This window comes from Bacillus sp. BS3(2021), from assembly GCF_021043345.1.
Taxonomy (GTDB): domain Bacteria; phylum Bacillota; class Bacilli; order Bacillales; family Bacillaceae; genus Bacillus; species Bacillus paralicheniformis.
Window position 1 is genome coordinate 14,592 of the sequence record NZ_JAJNDM010000014.1, and the last position, 19,161, is coordinate 33,752.

The window sequence follows — 19,161 nt, forward strand, 5'->3', positions numbered from 1 at the left end:
TGTGACACTCGCGATTATAGGAGGGGGACCTGCGGGTTACGTGGCGGCGATAACAGCCGCCAAGAATAGCAGAGAAGTCATCCTGATTGAAGATGGCCCCCTCGGAGGGACGTGTTTAAATGAAGGGTGCATACCGACAAAAGCGCTTCTTGAGAGCGCCGATATGTTCGAGAAAGTAAAGTCCGCCGGCGCATTCGGCATCGGGCTGGCAGGCGAAAGCCCGACGGTTCAGTGGGAGGCCGTCCAAAGCCGTAAAAGAGAGATCATTCAGCGGCTCGCCGGGGGTATTAAATATTTGATGAATAAAAACAAAATCAAGGTGCTGCAAGGAAAAGCATCGTTCTTGTCGGAACACGACATACTTGTTGAAAAGGACGGAAAACAGGAGGTCATCAATGCCGGGCATGTGATTATAGCGGCAGGAGCGGAACCTGCCGCACTGCCTTTTGCGTCTTTTGACGGGAGCTGGATCATCGACAGCGGAGATGCCATGTCATTGCCGTCCATTCCTGAAACAATTTTTATTATCGGCGGAGGAATCATCGGTTGTGAATTTGCCAGTATATACAGCAGGTTGGGAGCGAACGTAGTGATAGCCGAGCAAGCGGAACAGATTTTGCCTGAGGAAGATCCGGATATTGCCGCCTTTCTGCACACAAGTCTCGAAGAGTCCGGCGTCCGTGTTTTCACATCTGTACAAGTGGAGCGTCTTGATCCTGCCCGGCAGCGCGTCTTTCTGAAAAATGGCGATGACAGCTTTAATATTCAAGCGGATCGATGTCTGGTCGCCGTCGGCCGAAAACCGAGAACTGCTGATTTGAAGCTTGAGCATATCGGAGTCCGATATGACAGGAAAGGGATTCAAGTCAACCAGCATATGCAGACAAACATTCCGCATATTTATGCGTGCGGGGATATCACAGGCGGAGTTCAGCTAGCGCATGCCGCCTTTCACGAAGGAATCGTCGCCGCATCCCATGCCTCGGGCAAAGACATGAAGGTCAACAGTGAAATCATTCCGCGCTGCATCTATACCTCGCCTGAGATCGCAAGCGTTGGCTTAAATGAAAAAAAGGCGAGGGAGCGCTACGGGGATGTTCGTATCGGTGAGTTTCCGTTTTCTTCAAACGGAAAAGCACTTATTTTAAATGAGGCTGCCGGAAAGGTCAAAATCATCACAGAGCCGGAGTATCAGGAAATTGTCGGGGTTTCGATCGTGGGTCCGGGAGCAACCGAACTGATCGGCCAGGCAGCCGTGATGATGCACGCTGAGCTGACGGCAGACGCAATGGAGCACTTCATCGCGGCTCATCCGACTCTTTCGGAAACGATTCACGAAGCTTTGCTGCAAGTCGCAGGCCAGGCGGTTCATTGCTGAATAATGGAAAACTTCGCACAGCAGGTAAGTGCGGAGTTTTTTTTATCGATATTGAAAGCGCTTTTATAATATAATGAGGAAAAAGCATTAGGAGAGGATGGAATGAATCCGACGCCCTGCTATTTAAATACGTGGAAACGTTTTGTTCAGGAGGGGCTCCTTGACCAGGCCCGCTTGAACAAAAGAGTCATGGAATCATGGTACCGCTGCAAAAGCCGAAATGTAAATCCGTATTTAGATAAAGGACAGTCAATTTTAAAAAAGGATTTATTCAACGCTCAAAAAAAGAAACATTCGTTATTCCTCGATATCGCCCTGCCTTATTTACACAATATCAGCCGTGAATTAAAAGAGTCGGAAATGATGGCGCTCTTGATCGATGCCGACGGGTACGTATTGAGTTTGGCCGGATGCCTGAGGACGCTTGAAGAGGCGAAAAAAATCAATTTTGTTGAGGGTGTGCGCTGGACGGAAACAGAAGTCGGCACGAACGCCATCGGAACCGCACTTGAAATCGGCGAAGCTGTCACCATTCACGGGACCGAGCATTTTTCGGTGGCATCCCATCATTGGAGCTGTTCTGCTGCACCGATTCGCGATGAAGACGGCACTGTTATGGGTTTGATTGATATTTCCTGTCTCACGGATAGAAGGCATCCCTTTATGCTTGGGATGGCTGCTACTGCCGCACACGCCATCGAGCGCGAGGTCAGCGTACACACGAAAAAAAACGAAGCCGAGCTCATCAGCCATTGTCTTGAAAAAATCGATTCGGATCAGCCGTTTATCGTCTGCAATGAAAAAGACAAAATCGTAGCTGCGAGCAGACCGGTGCGGGAACGTTTTTCCGACTGGAGGAGAATGGATGTCAATGATCTGTATGAGCGCGGGTTTGCCGGCGTGCACAAACAGACGATTTTCTCCGCAAAAGACGGCAGGCCCCTCGGAAAGTCGATGGCACTGGCTGAAGTCTCCCGCAAAAAAACAGCTCCATCACTCGCATCCCGTTTCATCTATCCAGGAGAAACAGGAACAAGCCGGGCGTTTCAGCAGGCGCTTAACGACATGAGGCTTGCGGCTCAGACGGATGCGAATGTATACATATGGGGGGAGACAGGCTCCGGAAAGGAACTTGCCGCAAGGGCCATTCATCAGGCAAGCGCCCGGAGAAACGGGCCTTTTATCGCCGTCAACTGCGGCGCCATTCCTGAAAGCCTGATGGAGAGCGAATTGTTCGGCTATGCCGAAGGTGCATTTACAGGGGCAAAGCGCCGCGGTTCAAAAGGGAAGTTTGAACAGGCTCACCGCGGTACGATTTTTCTCGATGAAATCGGTGAGATCCCTTATCAGATGCAAGTGGCGCTCTTAAGGATCATCGAAGAGCGGAAGGTCACTCCGATCGGCGGAACCCGTGAAGTTCCCCTCGACATCAGAATCATCACAGCAACACACCGTGATCTGAAAGATCTTCTCCAAAAAGGAAAGATACGTGAAGATCTGTATTACCGCCTTCATGTTTATCCGGTAAAAGTACCGCCGCTCAGAGAGCGCAAAGAGGACATACCTGATTTGTTCCGCCACTATCAGCAGCAACACGGGTGGAAGGCCGATTTTCCGCCGATTTTTTTCAATCGGCTTCAAGAATATCACTGGCCGGGAAACGTTCGTGAGCTCTTTAATACGTTTGAAAGGCTCAGGGTTTTATTTCCGGACGGCGGGCTGATCGCCCCGTCCCAATACAGCGCGGTGCTGGACGGACTCCATTGGAAAAGCGGCGCGCCTTCTGAAGAAGACCGGCTCACATTCAGAGAACGTGTTCAAAAACAAACGATGATGGAAGCTTTGCAAAAAACGAAAGGAAATGTGTCCGAAGCGGCTAAGCAGGCCGGAATTCCAAGAAGCACATTTTACAAGCGGCTTCGAAAGTATAACCTTTAACCTCTCGGCGCCCAAAGCATGACGCTGACACCGGCTAAACAGATCACGGCCCCGGCCCAATCATAGAGGTCGGGGGTTTTTTTGTCCACCAGCCAACCCCAAAGCACAGCCAGAATAATAAATACGCCCCCGTACGCGGCATAGACGCGCCCGAACGATGGAAACGCCTGAAAAGCCGGGATTATGCCGTAAATGATTAAAGTCAGCCCTCCGGCTACCCCGTACCACAGCGGTTTGGCTTCCCTCAGCCACAGCCATACGAGATAGCCCCCGCCGATTTCAGCCAAGCCCGCCAGCAAAAATAAACCGATTGCGATCAGCATCAACAACACACTCCAATTCAGTGAATTGCCTTTATTCTACACGACATAAAACGGCCGGGAAAGTTCCCGTTTTTCGGGAAAATAAACAGAACGCGAGTATAGGAACTGTCTTTCCCGAACCTGTTGGAACGGCTCCTTCAGCATGATATAAGTAAATTGTAAACGCTTATAAGGGGGCTTTAAAAATGGATAAAACGTATTCGATTGTCATTGCAGGCGGAGGAAGCACATTTACCCCGGGAATTGTATTGATGCTCTTGGACAATTTGGATGATTTCCCGATCCGACAGCTGAAATTGTATGACAATGATGGGGAGCGGCAAGACAAGATAGCCGGCGCCTGTGAAGTGTTGGTTCGAGAAAGGGCTCCGCACATTCAATTTTTAGCGACAACCGATCCGGAAGAGGCGTTTTCCGATGTTGATTTTGTCATGGCTCATATCAGAGTGGGCAAATATGCGATGCGCGAGCTCGATGAAAAGATCCCTCTGAAATACGGAGTCGTCGGCCAGGAGACGTGCGGACCCGGAGGGATTGCGTACGGAATGAGGTCGATTGGCGGCGTCCTTGAGCTCATTGATTATATGGAAACTTATTCACCTGATGCGTGGATGCTGAACTATTCAAACCCGGCTGCAATCGTTGCCGAAGCGACGAGAAGGCTGCGGCCGACATCAAAAGTGCTGAACATTTGCGATATGCCGATCGGTATCGAAGACAGGATGGCTCAAATTCTCGGGCTGTCATCACGAAAAGAGATGGTCGTCCGTTATTACGGTCTTAATCATTTTGGCTGGTGGACGTCAATTTGTGATAAAAACGGCAATGATCTGATGCCGGCGATCAAGGAGCACGTCGGGAAGTTCGGCTATATTCCTGAACACGAACATGAAAAGGCTGAGGCCAGCTGGAACGACACGTTCAAAAAAGCGAGGGAAGTATATGAACTCGATCCTGAGACGCTTCCAAATACGTATTTGCAATATTATTTTTATCCCGATGACATGGTGAAAAAATCAAACCCTGAATTCACGCGGGCGAACGAAGTAATGGAAGGGCGGGAAAAATTCATTTTCGGCGAGTGTGAAAAAATCGCAAAAGCCCAATCCAGCGCCGGCAGCAAAATCAAAATTGATGATCATGCTTCATATATTGTCGACCTTGCGCGCGCCCTTGCTTTTAATACCGGTGAACGGATGCTGTTAATTGTTGAAAATAACGGAGCGATCCAAAACTTCGATTCATCGGCGATGGTTGAGGTGCCTTGCATTGTCGGCAAAAACGGTCCGGAGCCGATCACAATCGGCAAGATACCGCAGTTCCAAAAAGGGCTGATGGAACAGCAGGTGTCTGTTGAAAAGCTTGTCGTTGAAGCCTGGATTGAAAAATCGTATCAAAAGCTTTGGCAGGCTCTGATTTTGTCGCGCACCGTGCCGAATGCAAGAACAGCCAAACTGATTCTCGATGATCTGATTGAAGCGAACAAAGCATATTGGCCGGAGCTCTCCGCGGAACATCTTCAGCCGTCGCTTTAAGGATGAAAGCGCCTGGGCTCCTGAGCCATACCGGCCAGCCCAGGCATATCTCCCATTTATTCTCGTATTTTATATAATAGAGACAGAGAATAAATGGGGTGAAAATGATGCAGTTGGAAGAATTAATGAACAAGCATTATAAAAAATTGAACGAAAACGACTTTCATGTTTTGAAATATATTTTGAACCATCAAGACACTTGCTACAAGCTGGGCATCAACGAATTAGCAAAGAAATGCAACGTATCCCGCACATCGATTTTAAGGCTTTCTCAAAAATTGGATTTCAGCGGGTACAGTGAGTTCAGGGTGTTTCTGAAATGGGAGGCCGAGAAACGGGAAGAAGAGCGGGAAGATTGCCGTTCCTTTGAATGCCTCATGAGGGATATGGAAGCAAGCATGAAGTATTTGAAAAATACGGATTTGCGCAAGATGTGTCAGCTCATTGACGAAGCAGACCGCATTTTTGTCTATGGTTCAGGTACCGCTCAGACCACGTGCGCTTATGAGCTGCAGCGAATGTTTGTTTCTCAGCACCGTTATTTGACGGTGATCAAAGATCAAATCGATTTCGACCTCATGTTTCCTGATTTTAGCCCGGCCGATCTGATCATCATCATTTCGCTGTCAGGAGAAACCCCGTCGCTGATTCCGCAGGCACAGTCTCTGTCGGCAAAAGGCATTCCTTTTATCTCTTTGACTAATTTGAAAAATAATCTGCTCGCCCAGCTCACGCCTTACAATCTCTATGCGCCGAGCCAGACGGTGACGGTTTATCCAAAAACGGAGCTGACAGCTTTTGCGCCCTTTTTTCTCGTTGGGGAAGCGCTGTTTCGCAGCTATGTCGACTATGCTGAAGAAAAGAAAAATCAGGAATAACAGGGGGGATTCGCATTGATGCAAAAAGTACAGCGATTCGGAAGCGCCATGTTTGTGCCGGTTTTGCTATTTGCCTTTGCCGGGATCGTCGTGGGCCTCAGCACATTATTTAAAAATGAGCAGCTGATGGGAGCGCTTGCCCGTCAGGACACCTTTTGGTATCAATTCTGGTATATCCTTGAAGAAGGCGGCTGGACTGTCTTCAGGCAAATGCCGCTGCTGTTTGCGGTCGGAATTCCGATCGCACTGGCGAAAAAAGCGCAGGCGAGGGCATGTTTGGAAGCGCTTACTACCTATCTGACCTTCAATTATTTTGTCAGCGCCATTTTGACAGTATGGGGCGATTTTTTCGGTGTTGATATGACACAGGAAGCCGGAGGAACAAGCGGACTTGCGGAAATCGCCGGCATCAAAACCCTTGATACGAACATTATCGGGGCGATTCTGATTTCATCGATTGTCGTTTATATCCACAATCGCTACTTTGATAAGAAGCTGCCCGATTTTTTAGGAATATTTCAAGGCTCTTCATTTGTCGTTATCATTTCATTTGCGATCATGCTTCCGGTAGCGCTTGCGACCGCGTGGATTTGGCCGATGGTGCAGGGCGGCATTGCGTCGCTGCAAAGCTTCCTTGTCGCCTCAGGAGCATTCGGTGTATGGGTTTACACATTTTTGGAAAGAATTTTGATCCCTACAGGCCTGCATCACTTCATCTACACGCCATTTGTTTTCGGCCCGGCCGTAGTTGAAGGCGGAATTGTCACCTATTGGGCGCAGCATCTCAGCGAGTTCTCGGCAAGCTCTGAGCCGTTGAAAGAGCTCTTTCCTCAAGGCGGATTCGCGCTCCACGGAAACTCTAAAATCTTCGGAATTCTGGGGATCGCGCTCGCGATCTATGTAACAGCCAAAAAAGAAAAGAAGAAAATCGTTGCCGGTCTGCTGATTCCGATCACGCTGACAGCGGTGATTGCGGGGATCACGGAGCCGATCGAATTTACGTTTTTGTTCATTTCGCCGCTGCTGTTTTTCGTACACAGTCTCTTGGCCGCGACGATGGCAACCTTGATGTATGCTGCAGGGGTTGTCGGAAATATGGGCGGCGGTTTAATCGAGATTTTAACGCTCAACTGGATCCCTCTGTTTCATCAGCATGGCAGCACTTATATTTTTCAAATTTTGATCGGCTTGTCTTTCACCGCCATTTACTTCTTCGTATTCAGGTTCTTGATTGTAAAATTGGATATCGCCACACCGGGGCGTGAAAAAGACCAGCAGCAGGAGACCAAATTTTATTCGAAAAAAGAATACAAGGCGAAAAAAGAGTCCGAAAAAGAGGTTTCTGCTGCGCAGGAAATGGATGAAACCGATCAGGCGGTTCTTTGCATCAAAGCGCTCGGCGGAAAAGAAAACATAGCTGAAGTGACGAATTGTGCGACAAGACTGAGAGTCAGCGTGTATGATGAATCGAAAGTGGAGCCGGACAGTACGTTTAAGTCCTTTGGCGTTCACGGTGTCGTCAGAAACGGAAAAGCCTTGCAAATTATCATCGGTCTTTCGGTTCCGCAAGTCCGTGAAAGGGTTGAGAAGCTGCTGGATCAATCATAATTGTGCCGGGGAAAATAGCATCTCCTGAAACGACAAATGCAAGTTGCGGAGACTTGCATGTACGATTGGGGGATGCTCTTTTGATGCAGAGACAAGCTAACGCTTCACAGGTTATCCGCATTAGCTCGCTGCATGCCAATTCCCGTTTATTATCTTTTTTTGCAGTTCAGCACGTAAATTTCATTCTTCAGCTGTTCAGATGTTTTAATGACGACTTTTTCGCTGCCCTGAAAATCCAATATGCCGTCGTATCTTTCGATGACTTCGTCAATATGTTTGAAGTGGCGGACATGGGCGCGAGAATCATAGTTAGGCACAGAAATCACCATATCGCTCCCTTGAGGAAGACTTGATAAAAACGCCTTGTCTTTCTCGATATGCTCTAACACTTCCAGCAAAACAAAAACATTGTATTTTTGCAGCATCCGGACGATCGCCTCGTCATATACATTCCCTTCGATGAAAGTAAACGAGGGATTATACCTTTTGGCTTCTTCAAGCATTCCTTTGGAAAAATCGATGCCTAAATATTTTCTGTATCCTTTGTCATATAAAAGCTTTGCGAATCTCCCTGTGCCGCAGCCAATATCAACAATCGTTTCATCTTTGGACTCCGGCAATAGACGTGCAGCTTCTTCATACACCTTTTTCCAAGGGCTTTTTTCAAGCGGAATCAGATGTCGGTCAATAAATTGATCATAAAACTCAGCGGGCATTTCCGTTCCCATGTTTTTCACCTCGAAATCTTTTAAATCATCAGTAATAGAAATATATGTCCGAAAAGAAAATGCGTGCGGGAACAATCCCGCCGGATAAGAAAAATGGATCCATTCATCACCGTTTCCGCTGCTCCAAAAAATCTATTATCGCGTCTGCTATTTCTTGTGCGCGCGCATGATAGGTATGCCGCGAATGAACGAGACGGTAGCCGTTGTCTGTGATACGCTGCCTTTCTTTTTCGTTTTGAAGATAGTATTTTGCTTTATCATAAAAGTCTTCAACTTCACAAGCAATGAAATGGGTGCCGTCTTTAAAACCAAGATCGTAAATATCTTGATTTGGTTCCGCCAGCAACAACGTTCTGCAGGCAGGAGCTTCAAAAAATTTCAACAACGGATAGCGAAGGGTGCTTCCGCACGTGAAAAATATCTTGGCCCTGTTCAGTTCCTGGGCATACTTTTCATTCAAAAAAGCCTGCTTGATTTCTTCTTCATCAGTTATGACATTGCCGGGATGGGGGTGGTGAACAAACCCTTTTTCATGCTTCATGGTCTGCAGTACAGCTTCCCTAAAAAGGTACTTTCCTTTTGGAGGGTATCTTTTGTTTCCTTCATGCACGAGCCCCATGAGCAAATAGTCTATCGTTTTTTTCAACTTCCAGTCCTTGAATATTTCTGGATCAACTGCCCATGGAACCCATCTGAATTTTTCTTCATACTGGGGATATTCATTTAAAAAATGCTCTTTTGTCACTGAAAAAATTAAATCAATTTGGTTTTCTTCGAAATAGCTGCTTCTGATCTGTTGATTAAAATGAGAATCGATCACAAACGCGCCGGTGGGGATGTTTGTATCCTTGAGCCCCCTTATGTTTGGGGATAATGAGAAGCCGTAGGCAATGTCGTAGTGGAAAATGAAATCAGGGCGAAATTGGATTTTGTCCAAAATATCCGGAAGATAGCCGTCTGTATGCCAGTACATGACTTCGGCAAACTCCTCCAGAGATTTCATCATTTTATACTTTACTTCATGTTTGGGCATGGTCTTCCAAAACGTTTTAATCAGAACTAATATTTTCAAGCATCTCCGCATTTCTTTCTCCTCTCAGGAAGTAATCTTTCCCTATTTAATATATGAGGATTAAAAATTGATGTTCAGGCAAGCATGAAAAAGGCGGGGATCTGAAAAATATGCGGAATAAAACGGCAAAACAAAAAGGCGATGCACCTGAGATGCACGCCTTTTTTAATGATTTTCCCGTTCATTGGCGCCGTCCGGATCGATCCATTCCTGCGACCATTTTTCCATTCCTTTAAGGACCGATTCGAGCGCCTGTCCTTTTTCAGTCAGGGAGTATTCGATCCGCACCGGAGTTTCTGGATACACGTGCCGGTGGATGATGCCTTCGTGTTCGAGTTCTTTTAATCTTTCGGATAACAGCCTTCCGCTGATGGGAAGGGAAGATTCTATATGGCAAAACCGCTGCGGGCCGTTAAGAAGCTGGTGAATGATGAATCCATTCCAGCGCTGACTTATCATTTTCATTCCTTTTTCGAATTTCGGACATAAAGATGATAGGCTCATATTTCTCACCTCTCTAGGTCTATTATAACGGTATATCAATGAATGAGCAAAGCTCATAAAATGTCTTGACGTAAGTTTCTTATTTATATATACTAACTTACACAAAGTAAGTAACGAACGAAAAAAGGAGGACACTGCAGACTTCTTATGCGGATGATATGTTGATAGATGGATAAAGTTGGTGTACGTCATTGGTCTTTTAAATAAAAAATAAACTAGAGGAGAAAATAATGAACAACAAATACGAATTAGGTGCATTTATTTTACGTTTGGTTACCGGTCTTACATTTTTGCTTCACGGTCTTTCAAAATTTCAAGGCGGGATTGAAAATACTGTAGGATTTTTCAGCAGTGTCGGAATTCCGGGCTTTCTCGCCTATATCGTAGCGATTATCGAATTGGCCGGAGGGGCTTTAATGATTCTCGGGCTCGGTACGCGTGTGATTGGCCTTTTATTTGCGATTGTCATGCTGGGGGCCATTTTCACTGTTAAGCTATCCGCCGGATTCATGGGAACGGATGGAGGCGCAGGCTATGAATTTGATGTAGCGCTTCTTGCAATGTCTGTATACTTGGGCTTGAGCGGAAGCCGCATGCTGTCTCTTGATGGTTTATTCCGTTCCAAAGGGCAGGAGAAACCAAGGAAAGAAGGAAAAACAGATGACGCAGCAAATCCACCCGGGCACTGAGCTCGGATATGTGAAGCTGAAGGTGAGCAGTCTTGAAAGATCGGTTTCTTTTTACAGGGATGTGATCGGTTTTCAAGTATTAAAACGTGACGGAAAAACGGCGGAGTTCACAGTTGACGGGAAAAATCCGCTTCTGATTATTGAGGAAATTCCAAATGCTGTTGTGCTGCCTGAAAGATCGGCAGCAGGCCTTTATCATTTTGCCATTTTGCTTCCAAGTCGCAAGCAGCTCGGCATGGCTGTGAAGCATTTGCTCCGCTCCGGCATTGAACTCGGCCAGGGAGATCACCTTGTCAGCGAGGCGCTTTACTTGTCAGATCCTGATCAAAACGGAATTGAAATCTACCGGGACCGCCCGCGCGAGGGCTGGAAGCGTGATGAACAGGGGAACTACGTGATGGGTACGGAGCCGGTTGATGTCCAAGGTCTTCTTGAAGAAGCCGATGGTCACAAATGGCAAGGTCTTCCCCCTGAAACAAAAATCGGACACGTCCATTTTCACGTCAAGGATTTAAAGCTGGCGAAAGAATTTTACCACTCTGTGCTGGGATTTGATATTACAGGAGATTATCAACACATGTCAGCGCTTTTCGTCTCTGCCGGAGGCTACCATCACCATATCGGCTTAAACATCTGGGCCGGACAACATGCGCCATTTGCTCCACTTAATGCGGCAGGCATGACATATTACACGGTTCTTCTCCCGAGTCAGGCGGAATTGGACCGCATCGTGAAAAAACTGAAAAGCTCAGGTTATGCCGTTGAGCATCAAGAAAACGCATGGTTTGTTAAAGACCCGGCTTCAGGCATTGATATCAGGTTGACTGCTTGAAAAGGCGAAACTTTAGTTTCGCCTTTTTTTTATGCCATTCAATCAAAGGACAACAATAGCAAAGAATGAGAATAAACAGACATTAATAACAAAGATTCAGGGGTGGCAGCTGTGCTAACATGAATTTGAAAAATTGGAAATGAAACAGGGGTGAAGGTTGATGGCAAAAAGCCTGACTGGCAAGGCGAAACATCCGCCTGTCTGGAATCCGAATGTTGACGGCGGGCGGTTTTGCAATCCCGTTCTTTTCATGGACTACTCAGATCCCGATGTCGTTCGGAAAGGCAGCGACTTTTTTATGGCGGCCTCGAGTTTTTCCTGTTTTCCCGGAATTCCCGTTTTGCACTCGACAGATTTGGTGAATTGGTCTTTGATCAGCCATGTGTTTGACGAGCTCCCCTTCGGCGAATACGAGGCCCCTGCTCACGGCAAAGGAGCATGGGCGCCGAGCATTCGGTACCATAACGGGGAATTCCTGGTGTATTTCGCTACGCCTGATGAGGGAATCTTTATGAGCAAAACATCAGATCCGTTTAAAGGATGGGAGCCTCTCATACACGTCAAAAAGACAAAGGGCTGGATTGATCCTTGTCCATTTTGGGATGACGACGGAAATGCCTATTTGATCCACGCCTATGCCAACAGCAGAATCGGAATCAAGAGCAAGCTGAATCTCTGCCGAATGAAAAAAGACGGAACGGCATTGGAAGACGATGGCGAGATCGTCTTTGACGGTACGCTGAACCATCCTACCATTGAAGGGCCGAAACTGTATAAAAAAGACGGCTATTATTATATCTTTGCCCCGGCCGGAGGGGTGAAGACAGGCTGGCAGACGGTTTTGCGGAGCAAGCAGATTTACGGTCCCTATGAAGATAAGGTTGTCCTCCACCAAGGAAATACAGCGATTAACGGTCCGCACCAGGGAGGCTGGATTGAGCTTGATTCCGAAGAATCATGGTTTATCCACTTTCAAGATCGCGGAGCATTCGGCAGAGTAGTGCACCTTCAACCTGTCCGCTGGATCGACGGCTGGCCGTTGATGGGCGAAGACATAGACGGCGACGGGATCGGCGAACCTGTTTTGCAATGGGAAAAGCCGAAGACAAACGCCAAAGAAGTGAAACAGCCCTTTGACCATGCCAATGATGATTTTTCTTCAGATCGCCTTGCGCTTCATTGGCAATGGGAAGCGAATCCGAAGCAAGACTGGTACTCTCTCAGCGCCAGTCCCGGCCGGCTTCGCTTGTACAGCCGCGGCATCCCGCATCCGTTCAAACTGAGCCGTCTGCCGAACCTTCTGATGCAGAAATTTTCGGGCCCAAGCTTTACAGCAACAGTCAAATTGTCGCTAAACGCCTTCTCGGACACTATGCTGGCCGGCTTGGCTGTAATGGGAAGGGAATACGCCTATCTCGGCTTTTCGAAATCGGAAAACGGCTATCGGCTTTCTGTATACAAAGGCCGTATGGAAGGTGAGCAGGAAGATGTCAAAACAGAAGAGCACGGTGTACAGGCGGAAACGGTCTATTTGCGCGTGACTGTTGATGAACAGGCGGTGTGCCGTTTCAGCTACAGCATAGATCAGCGTCATTTCACACAGATTGGGGATTCGTTTCAGGCTGTTCCCGGGCGATGGACGGGTGCCAAGGCAGGTGTATATTGCACGGATACCGGAGGAGCAGACGGACAGGACGGCTGGTGCGATATCGATTGGTTCAGGGTCGAACCGGCAGGAGGGGAATGTCATGAATGGTGAACACACATATACGAACCCGGTGTTGACCGGTTTTCACCCAGATCCTTCAATTATCAGAGTCGGGGAAGATTTTTACATGGTGAACTCAACGTTTCAGTATTTCCCGGCAATCGTTATTTCCCACTCTAAAGATTTAGTCCATTGGAAGATCATCGGCCACGGAATTACGGAGAATGACGGATTGGATCTGTCTGATATCAATGATTCACACGGCATTTGGGCGCCCGATATCTCGTATCATGACGGAACCTTCTACATTTTCGCGACACACAGGCTGAACGGACCGACCGTCATCAATGGACGAGAGCTGATCCGCAGACAGATCATGATCAAGTCCAGCCGTCCCGAAGGCCCTTATTCAAAGCCCGTTTTCATTGATGAAGGAAGCGGCATCGATCCGTCTCACTTTGTTGATGACGACGGGAAACACTATATGCTGCTCAGTCCTGCTTGCACGCTCTTTCCTTTAAATGACGAGTGCACAGAAGTTTCCGGCGAGCCGGTTCAGATTTGGGAAGGGACCGGGAGAAGGGCGCCTGAAGGGCCGCATGTGCTGAAAAAAGACGGGTATTACTACGCGATATTGGCGGAAGGAGGCACCGGATATTCCCACTCGATCACGACAGCCCGCTCGACGCATTTGTACGGTCCTTATGAGCCCTGCCCGTATAACCCGATATTAACGCAGACAGACCCGGATGCTCCGATTCAAAGAGCGGGGCACGGCAAGCTCGTTGAAACCCAGAATGGAGAATGGTGGGCGGTGTATCTATGCGGGCGGCCCAATGAGGGAAACTATACAACGGTTGGCAGAGAGACCGCTTTGGATCCCGTCGAATGGAAGGATGACGGCTGGTTTGTCATCAACGGCTTGAACGGCCCGAGTCTGATCCAGCGCGCTCCCAACCTTCCTCCGGTCAAATGGGATGAAAAGACTTTCGACGATTTTGACGATGATACGCTCGGTCTTGACTGGCAGTTTGTCAGAAATCCCGACCATTCAGGCTGGTCTTTGACCGAAAGACCGGGATATCTCAGGCTATGGACAGGTGATTGGGATTTACACGACATCAGCGCAAAAAATACGGTCGTCAGAAGGGAAAAGCACCACCAATACAGCGCCGGCGTGAAACTCGACTTTTCACCTGCGGCGTCCGGCGAGCAAGCGGGGATCGTCTGCTACTACAGCACGCATAATTATTTGAAATGCTGTCTGACCTATGAAGAAGGATTAAAGATCAAGGTCATGGAAAATCGCTCCGGCTTCCAAAAAACGCTTGGGGAAAAACATGCCGAAGCCGGCCCGCTGTATTTAAAAGCCGTCATCAATAAGCAAAAGAGGGATTTTTACTACAGTTATGAAGGGAAGCATTGGCATCACGCAGGCGGTACTTATGATGCCCGTTTCTTAAGCGATGAGGGGTCGCGTGACGCAAAAGGACATACGGGAACGATGGTGGGGGTATTCGCCAATAATGGCGGAAGCGGCAGAAAGGCCGTCGCTGATTTTGACTGGTTCCGTTATACCGCATATTAAATGTCTCTGCTTTTTTTCCTGTATTGAAGCGGCGGGATGCCGACGATTTCTTTAAACACTTTATTAAAGTGGCTGATATGCTTAAAACCGGTATCCGCGGCGATGTCCAATATTTTCTCGTCTGTATCACGAAGCCGTTTTTTCGCTTCGCGGATTCTGATATGCCGGATATACTCCTGAAGATGAAAGCCGGTCACTTTTTTAAACACTCTGCTTAAATATGATGGGCTGATATAAAATTGTCCGGCCAGCCGGTTTAATGTCATCGTTTCTTGAAAGCTGCCATTGATATATGAAGCGATTTCCGAGATTTTTTCATCCATCGGGTGAAGCGGCCGTGTTTGATTGCGTCCGCCGCCCGCAAGGCTCCGGTAAATGGTAAAAAGCAGCTGAAACAATAGCGCCCTCACGACATCTTCGTGTCCTTCTTTTTTCAGCTTGCACTCCTTCTTCATCTCCATCAGCAGGTGTTCGACTGCCGCCTGTTCACGGAGGGAAAATGCGATGAAATTTTGATGTTCCGGAAACGGAAGCAGCCGATAATGGCTGCACTCAAGCAATGGTTCAATGAAATTGTGCGAGAAATTAATCAGGATGCGTTCGAACTCTTGAACTTCCGTGCTTGACGTTCGGTGGAGGTCGTGGGGGTTGATGATGATCATCGAGCCTTTTTCCGCGGTATAGACGCTTTGGTTAATAAAATACGTGCGTTCTCCGCTGAGCAGATAATACAGTTCATAGCCTTCATGAACATGCGGCGCGTTCATCTCGGTAAATCCTTTTCTCTGCATATATTGAATCGAAAAAGAATGCTCGGCTATGAAATATTTAGGATGGAGCATGTCGGGCATTCCTCCTTGAAAACGTTTTCTTATCAAGCGGGAGGGATCATATGAAAAAGTTATGTTGCCTGATCTTGATCTTGGTTTTTTCAGCGGGCTGCACGCAGCAAAAGGCGTCAACAGAAGAGGGCGGGGCGCTTGAAATCGATTGGCTCGTACCGCTCCACACGCCGCAGCCTCCGAAGGAGAAGCCGCTTGATATCATTGAAGACAAAACGAATACAAAGCTGAAGCTCATTTGGGTTCCGGATTCAACAAAAGAAGAGCGGATCAATACAACGCTTGCTGGCGGAAGCATGCCTAAAGTGATGACATTGCCTGATCTTGAAGATTCAGCGGTTGTCAGCGCGCTGCGTTCGGGAATGTTCTGGGAAATCGGTCCGTATTTAAAAGACTATCCGAATTTAAGAACGCTTGATAAAACCATTTTAAAAAATATCTCGGTTGATGGCAAAGTTTACGGGATTTATAGAGAAAGGCCGATGGCCAGACAGGGAGTCGTGATTCGGAAAGATTGGCTCGACAATCTCGGCTTGGAAATGCCGGAAACCGTTGATGACCTTTATAAAATAGCAAAAGCGTTCACAGAACAGGACCCCGATCAAAACGGAAAAGACGACACGATCGGCCTTGCCGACCGCAATGACCTCACCTTCGGAGCGTTTAAAACCTTGGCTTCGTACTTTGGCGCACCGAATGAATGGGGGACCGACGAAGACGGAAATCTGTTTCCTTATTTTAAGCATGAGGCCTATAAAGACACAATGGCATATATGAAAAAGTTTTATGAAGAAGGCCTGATGAACCGGGACTTCGCGGTGACAAGCAAAACGCAGCAGCAGGATTTAGTGATTCAGGGAAAAGCGGGAATCTACATCGGCGCAATGAGCGATGCCATGAACTTGCGTGATCAGGGACTCGCTTTGAATCCCGAATTTCAGCTTGAGATCGCAAACCGGATCAAAGGCCCCGACGGCAAGGAGCGCACATGGGCGCTCGGCGGTCATGGCGGGATGTTCGCCATTTCGAAATCAAGCGTCAAGACTGAAGAAGAGGTCAAAAAAATTCTCGCATTTTTTGACAGAATCGCTGAAGAAGACCTCAACAATTTAATGCTGTATGGAATAGAAGGCGTACACTATGAAAAGAAAGGCGACAGCGGCTATTTTCGAAAACAGGAATACTACCATCTGTGGGAAGCGGAAATTCAGCCGTTAAACCAGCTGATCGGCATCAATAAACAAGCTTTAAAAAGCGCTGAAGATCCACTGCGCGCCAAAAATGAAAAGCTTGAGGAGGACAACCGGGCAATCGCAGTCCAGAATCCGGCCGAACCGCTGTATTCCGCCGCACAGATGGACAGGGGAACAGAATTGAAGAAAATCATCGATGACGCCACATTCAAATTTATTCTCGGGGAAATCAATGAAAAAAGCTTTGACAAGGCAGTCGTAAAATGGGAGAAGCATGGCGGCGGAACGATTATGAAAGAGCTGAATGAAGATCTGAAAAAGGCAAACTAAACAGAAAAACCCTTTCCGTTTTTTCAAAAGGAAAGGGTTTTTCATCATATTTGCTCCAAGTTCATTTTCTTTAAATTCTGCAAAATAAACAATATAATTCCATCAAAGGACGAAAAGGAGGAAGCGATATGCAGACTGCCGTTATATATGCACACCCAAATCCAAACAGTTTCAACGGAGCCATTTTAAATCAAGTCATAAAGGCGCTTGAGGACGGTAAGCATTCTTATGATGTCATCGATTTGTACAAAGACCGGTTTGATCCCGTTCTTTTATTTGATGAAAAGAAGAGGCGCTCTGATATGAAGCGCGACCCGGAAACCGCCGAATATCGAAGAATTGTCAAAAACGCCGACCATCTGATTTTCATTTATCCGCTTTGGTGGGGCGGGATGCCGGCGATCATGAAAGGATTTATTGACCGCGTTTTTGTAGCCGGAGAAGCTTATACATATCAAGGAAAGCTGCCAAAAGGCCTGCTGAAGGCGCCTACGGCTTCGGTTTACTACACGGCTGACGCCCCATCATGGTATTTGCGGTTTTGGCGGCGGGATGCCGGCTGGGTGACGGTTAAAGATGTGATGTTGAAGTTTTGCGGCGTACGGCGGGTAAGGCGACTGCTGTTTGCCGGTGTGAAAGACAGCTCCGACGGAAAACGAACGCAATGGCTTGACCGTGTCTACCGGTCTATAGCTCCTGCAGATCGGGGGATCAGCGAATGAAAAAGGATCTGAAATGGCTGGATTGGGCAAAGGAAATTCAAGCCATCGCCCAGGCGGGGCTTGCCTATACAAAAGATGACTTTGATCGTGAACGTTTTGAGCGGCTTCGCGAGTTGAGCTGTGAAATTATCGCCGATTATGCGGAAACCGATTTCTCAAAAGTGAAAGAGCTTTTTGCCGGAGAATCAGGCTATCAAACACCTAAAGTCGATGTGAGAGCCGTGATTTTTAAAGATCATAAGCTCCTCCTTGTCCAGGAAAAAGCAGACGGTAAATGGGCGCTGCCAGGCGGATGGGCAGACATCGGCTTTACGCCGAAAGAAATTGCGGTTAAAGAAACGCTTGAAGAGACAGGTTTGAAAGTCAAGGCGCACAAACTTTTGGCGGTCATGGATAAAAAGCGCCACAACCACCCTCCTTCCGCCTTCCACATCTATAAGCTGTTTATTGCCTGTCAAATTGTCGGAGGCAAGGCGGAAGCGGGGATGGAAACGCAAAACCTTGGATTTTTCCCATTGGAGAATCTGCCTGAATTATCGGAAGCAAGGAATACGTATGAACAGATCGAATACCTTTTTGGAAAGCATGATGCAGTGTATTGCGACTAGGGGAGGAACAGACAATGGATCAGTTGAAATATCCGATCGGCACTTTTTCAAAACCGCTTGAAGCGGAAGAAAGGGAACGGAAAAAATGGATCGGGGATCTGAAGCAAGCGCCGCATCTCCTGAGTAGCGCGGTGGCGGGACTAAATGAAGAACAGCTTGATACGCCGTACCGGACCGGAGGCTGGACTGTCCGGCAAGTCGTTCACCATCTTGCCGACAGCCATATGAACGGCTATATTCGAAGCAAATTGGCACTGACTGAGGAGGTGCCTTTGATCCGCACGTTTGACGAACAGAATTGGGCCGGACTTACCGATGCCAGAACGCTCGATCCGGCTTTGTCGCTGGCGCTTTTGAACACGCTGCATCTGCGCTGGACCGCTTTTTTTGAATCTTTAACAGAAGCGGATTTTGAAAAAGCGTACATTTATCCTGACACAGGAGAGGAAATGAAGCTGTATCAAGCGCTCGCTCTCTATGTGTGGCACTCACACCACCATATTGCCCATATTACAGAGCTTCGAAAAAGAATGGGTTGGAACTGAAAAAACGCGCCGCTGCGCGTTTTTTGTTTACCGTTTGTTTTCAGGGGGGATGGTTAACACTAACATAACAGCAGAATCGTTGGTTTTTGCTTTTTCTAGCCGGTAAATTAAGGTAAGATATATGAGTTATCACTCAAAAC

General features: G+C 47.6%; 18 protein-coding genes. 13 read left to right on the forward strand and 5 right to left on the reverse strand.

The window, feature by feature from the left end:
* Position 1 precedes the first annotated feature (1 nt).
* Positions 2-1,378, forward strand: coding sequence for a dihydrolipoyl dehydrogenase (lpdA, locus tag LQ247_RS21235; RefSeq protein WP_216922033.1), 1,377 nt, complete (start codon positions 2-4; stop codon positions 1,376-1,378).
* Positions 1,379-1,480: 102 nt separating this feature from the next.
* Positions 1,481-3,316: a sigma-54-dependent Fis family transcriptional regulator gene (locus tag LQ247_RS21240; protein WP_101561778.1), complete on the forward strand. Its 1,836-nt coding sequence runs from the start codon at positions 1,481-1,483 to the stop codon at positions 3,314-3,316.
* Here LQ247_RS21240 and LQ247_RS21245 read toward each other — a convergent pair.
* Positions 3,313-3,642: a YnfA family protein gene (locus LQ247_RS21245; protein ID WP_161513128.1), complete on the reverse strand. Its 330-nt coding sequence runs from the start codon at positions 3,640-3,642 to the stop codon at positions 3,313-3,315. The two genes, LQ247_RS21240 and LQ247_RS21245, sit on opposite strands and share 4 nt — an antisense overlap.
* 182 nt (positions 3,643-3,824) lie before the next feature.
* Between LQ247_RS21245 and glvA the strand changes: the two genes are divergently transcribed.
* The 3 genes from glvA to LQ247_RS21260 all read left to right on the forward strand — a co-directional run bounded on the left by glvA (position 3,825) and on the right by LQ247_RS21260 (position 7,660).
* Positions 3,825-5,174, forward strand: coding sequence for a maltose-6'-phosphate glucosidase (gene glvA, locus LQ247_RS21250; protein WP_020450600.1), 1,350 nt, complete (start codon positions 3,825-3,827; stop codon positions 5,172-5,174).
* Between the two features lie 107 nt (positions 5,175-5,281).
* Positions 5,282-6,052 carry a MurR/RpiR family transcriptional regulator gene (locus LQ247_RS21255; protein WP_020450601.1) on the forward strand — a complete coding sequence of 257 codons (771 nt, stop codon included), beginning with the start codon at positions 5,282-5,284 and terminating at the stop codon, positions 6,050-6,052.
* 15 nt (positions 6,053-6,067) lie between these two features.
* The gene (locus LQ247_RS21260; RefSeq protein ID WP_025810194.1) at positions 6,068-7,660 is read left to right on the forward strand and encodes an alpha-glucoside-specific PTS transporter subunit IIBC; all 1,593 of its coding nucleotides are present in this window, start codon (positions 6,068-6,070) and stop codon (positions 7,658-7,660) included.
* A 149-nt stretch (positions 7,661-7,809) separates the two neighbouring features.
* On the opposite strand, the gene LQ247_RS21265 is transcribed toward LQ247_RS21260, so the two are convergent.
* The 3 genes from LQ247_RS21265 to LQ247_RS21275 form a co-directional block, all read right to left on the reverse strand.
* The gene (locus tag LQ247_RS21265) at positions 7,810-8,388 is read right to left on the reverse strand and encodes a class I SAM-dependent methyltransferase (RefSeq protein ID WP_026580631.1); all 579 of its coding nucleotides are present in this window, start codon (positions 8,386-8,388) and stop codon (positions 7,810-7,812) included.
* A gap of 106 nt (positions 8,389-8,494) precedes the next feature.
* On the reverse strand, positions 8,495-9,472 hold the full coding sequence (locus LQ247_RS21270) for a glycosyltransferase family protein (protein WP_026580630.1): 978 nt from the start codon (positions 9,470-9,472) through the stop codon (positions 8,495-8,497).
* 153 nt (positions 9,473-9,625) lie between these two features.
* On the reverse strand, positions 9,626-9,964 hold the full coding sequence (locus LQ247_RS21275) for a winged helix-turn-helix transcriptional regulator (RefSeq protein ID WP_020450605.1): 339 nt from the start codon (positions 9,962-9,964) through the stop codon (positions 9,626-9,628).
* Positions 9,965-10,194: 230 nt separating this feature from the next.
* Between LQ247_RS21275 and LQ247_RS21280 the strand changes: the two genes are divergently transcribed.
* The 4 genes from LQ247_RS21280 (at position 10,195) to LQ247_RS21295 (ending at position 14,781) form a co-directional block, all read left to right on the forward strand.
* Complete coding sequence (locus tag LQ247_RS21280; protein ID WP_020450606.1) at positions 10,195-10,653, forward strand: DoxX family protein; 459 nt, start codon at positions 10,195-10,197, stop codon at positions 10,651-10,653.
* On the forward strand, positions 10,625-11,485 hold the full coding sequence (locus LQ247_RS21285; protein ID WP_231006579.1) for a VOC family protein: 861 nt from the start codon (positions 10,625-10,627) through the stop codon (positions 11,483-11,485). The genes LQ247_RS21280 and LQ247_RS21285 overlap by 29 nt, the downstream gene beginning before the upstream one ends.
* A gap of 160 nt (positions 11,486-11,645) precedes the next feature.
* Positions 11,646-13,244, forward strand: a complete 1,599-nt coding sequence (locus LQ247_RS21290) for a glycoside hydrolase family 43 protein (protein WP_101561783.1) — start codon at positions 11,646-11,648, stop codon at positions 13,242-13,244.
* Positions 13,234-14,781, forward strand: a complete 1,548-nt coding sequence (locus tag LQ247_RS21295; RefSeq protein ID WP_231006580.1) for a glycoside hydrolase family 43 protein — start codon at positions 13,234-13,236, stop codon at positions 14,779-14,781. Before LQ247_RS21290 ends, LQ247_RS21295 begins: the two co-directional genes overlap by 11 nt.
* Here the strand turns inward: LQ247_RS21295 and LQ247_RS21300 are convergent.
* Positions 14,778-15,623: a helix-turn-helix transcriptional regulator gene (locus LQ247_RS21300; RefSeq protein WP_161513130.1), complete on the reverse strand. Its 846-nt coding sequence runs from the start codon at positions 15,621-15,623 to the stop codon at positions 14,778-14,780. The genes LQ247_RS21295 and LQ247_RS21300 overlap by 4 nt on opposite strands.
* Before the next feature lie 50 nt (positions 15,624-15,673).
* Here LQ247_RS21300 and LQ247_RS21305 point away from each other — a divergent pair, with 50 nt between their 5' ends.
* The 4 genes from LQ247_RS21305 (at position 15,674) to LQ247_RS21320 (ending at position 19,021) form a co-directional block, all read left to right on the forward strand.
* Complete coding sequence (locus LQ247_RS21305; RefSeq protein WP_231006581.1) at positions 15,674-17,146, forward strand: extracellular solute-binding protein; 1,473 nt, start codon at positions 15,674-15,676, stop codon at positions 17,144-17,146.
* 128 nt (positions 17,147-17,274) lie between these two features.
* The gene (locus LQ247_RS21310; RefSeq protein WP_231006582.1) at positions 17,275-17,868 is read left to right on the forward strand and encodes an NAD(P)H-dependent oxidoreductase; all 594 of its coding nucleotides are present in this window, start codon (positions 17,275-17,277) and stop codon (positions 17,866-17,868) included.
* Entirely contained in the window at positions 17,865-18,476 is a 612-nt protein-coding gene (locus LQ247_RS21315; protein WP_048350617.1) for an NUDIX hydrolase, read from the forward strand. Before LQ247_RS21310 ends, LQ247_RS21315 begins: the two co-directional genes overlap by 4 nt.
* 14 nt (positions 18,477-18,490) lie before the next feature.
* The gene (locus tag LQ247_RS21320) at positions 18,491-19,021 is read left to right on the forward strand and encodes a YfiT family bacillithiol transferase (RefSeq protein ID WP_079289356.1); all 531 of its coding nucleotides are present in this window, start codon (positions 18,491-18,493) and stop codon (positions 19,019-19,021) included.
* The last annotated feature ends 140 nt before the right edge of the window (positions 19,022-19,161 follow it).

What these genes read in the sequence shown, in the direction of transcription:
- LQ247_RS21240 (WP_101561778.1), top strand. Translation starts at nt 1,481, where the DNA reads ATGAATCCGACGCCCTGCTATTTAAATACGTGGAAACGTTTTGTTCAG.
- glvA (WP_020450600.1), top strand. Translation starts at nt 3,825, where the DNA reads ATGGATAAAACGTATTCGATTGTCATTGCAGGCGGAGGAAGCACATTT.
- LQ247_RS21255 (WP_020450601.1), top strand. Translation starts at nt 5,282, where the DNA reads ATGCAGTTGGAAGAATTAATGAACAAGCATTATAAAAAATTGAACGAA.
- LQ247_RS21265 (WP_026580631.1), bottom strand. Translation starts at nt 8,388, where the DNA reads ATGGGAACGGAAATGCCCGCTGAGTTTTATGATCAATTTATTGACCGA.
- LQ247_RS21270 (WP_026580630.1), bottom strand. Translation starts at nt 9,472, where the DNA reads ATGCGGAGATGCTTGAAAATATTAGTTCTGATTAAAACGTTTTGGAAG.
- LQ247_RS21275 (WP_020450605.1), bottom strand. Translation starts at nt 9,964, where the DNA reads ATGAGCCTATCATCTTTATGTCCGAAATTCGAAAAAGGAATGAAAATG.
- LQ247_RS21280 (WP_020450606.1), top strand. Translation starts at nt 10,195, where the DNA reads ATGAACAACAAATACGAATTAGGTGCATTTATTTTACGTTTGGTTACC.
- LQ247_RS21285 (WP_231006579.1), top strand. Translation starts at nt 10,625, where the DNA reads ATGACGCAGCAAATCCACCCGGGCACTGAGCTCGGATATGTGAAGCTG.
- LQ247_RS21290 (WP_101561783.1), top strand. Translation starts at nt 11,646, where the DNA reads ATGGCAAAAAGCCTGACTGGCAAGGCGAAACATCCGCCTGTCTGGAAT.
- LQ247_RS21295 (WP_231006580.1), top strand. Translation starts at nt 13,234, where the DNA reads ATGAATGGTGAACACACATATACGAACCCGGTGTTGACCGGTTTTCAC.
- LQ247_RS21300 (WP_161513130.1), bottom strand. Translation starts at nt 15,623, where the DNA reads ATGCTCCATCCTAAATATTTCATAGCCGAGCATTCTTTTTCGATTCAA.
- LQ247_RS21305 (WP_231006581.1), top strand. Translation starts at nt 15,674, where the DNA reads ATGAAAAAGTTATGTTGCCTGATCTTGATCTTGGTTTTTTCAGCGGGC.
- LQ247_RS21310 (WP_231006582.1), top strand. Translation starts at nt 17,275, where the DNA reads ATGCAGACTGCCGTTATATATGCACACCCAAATCCAAACAGTTTCAAC.
- LQ247_RS21315 (WP_048350617.1), top strand. Translation starts at nt 17,865, where the DNA reads ATGAAAAAGGATCTGAAATGGCTGGATTGGGCAAAGGAAATTCAAGCC.
- LQ247_RS21320 (WP_079289356.1), top strand. Translation starts at nt 18,491, where the DNA reads ATGGATCAGTTGAAATATCCGATCGGCACTTTTTCAAAACCGCTTGAA.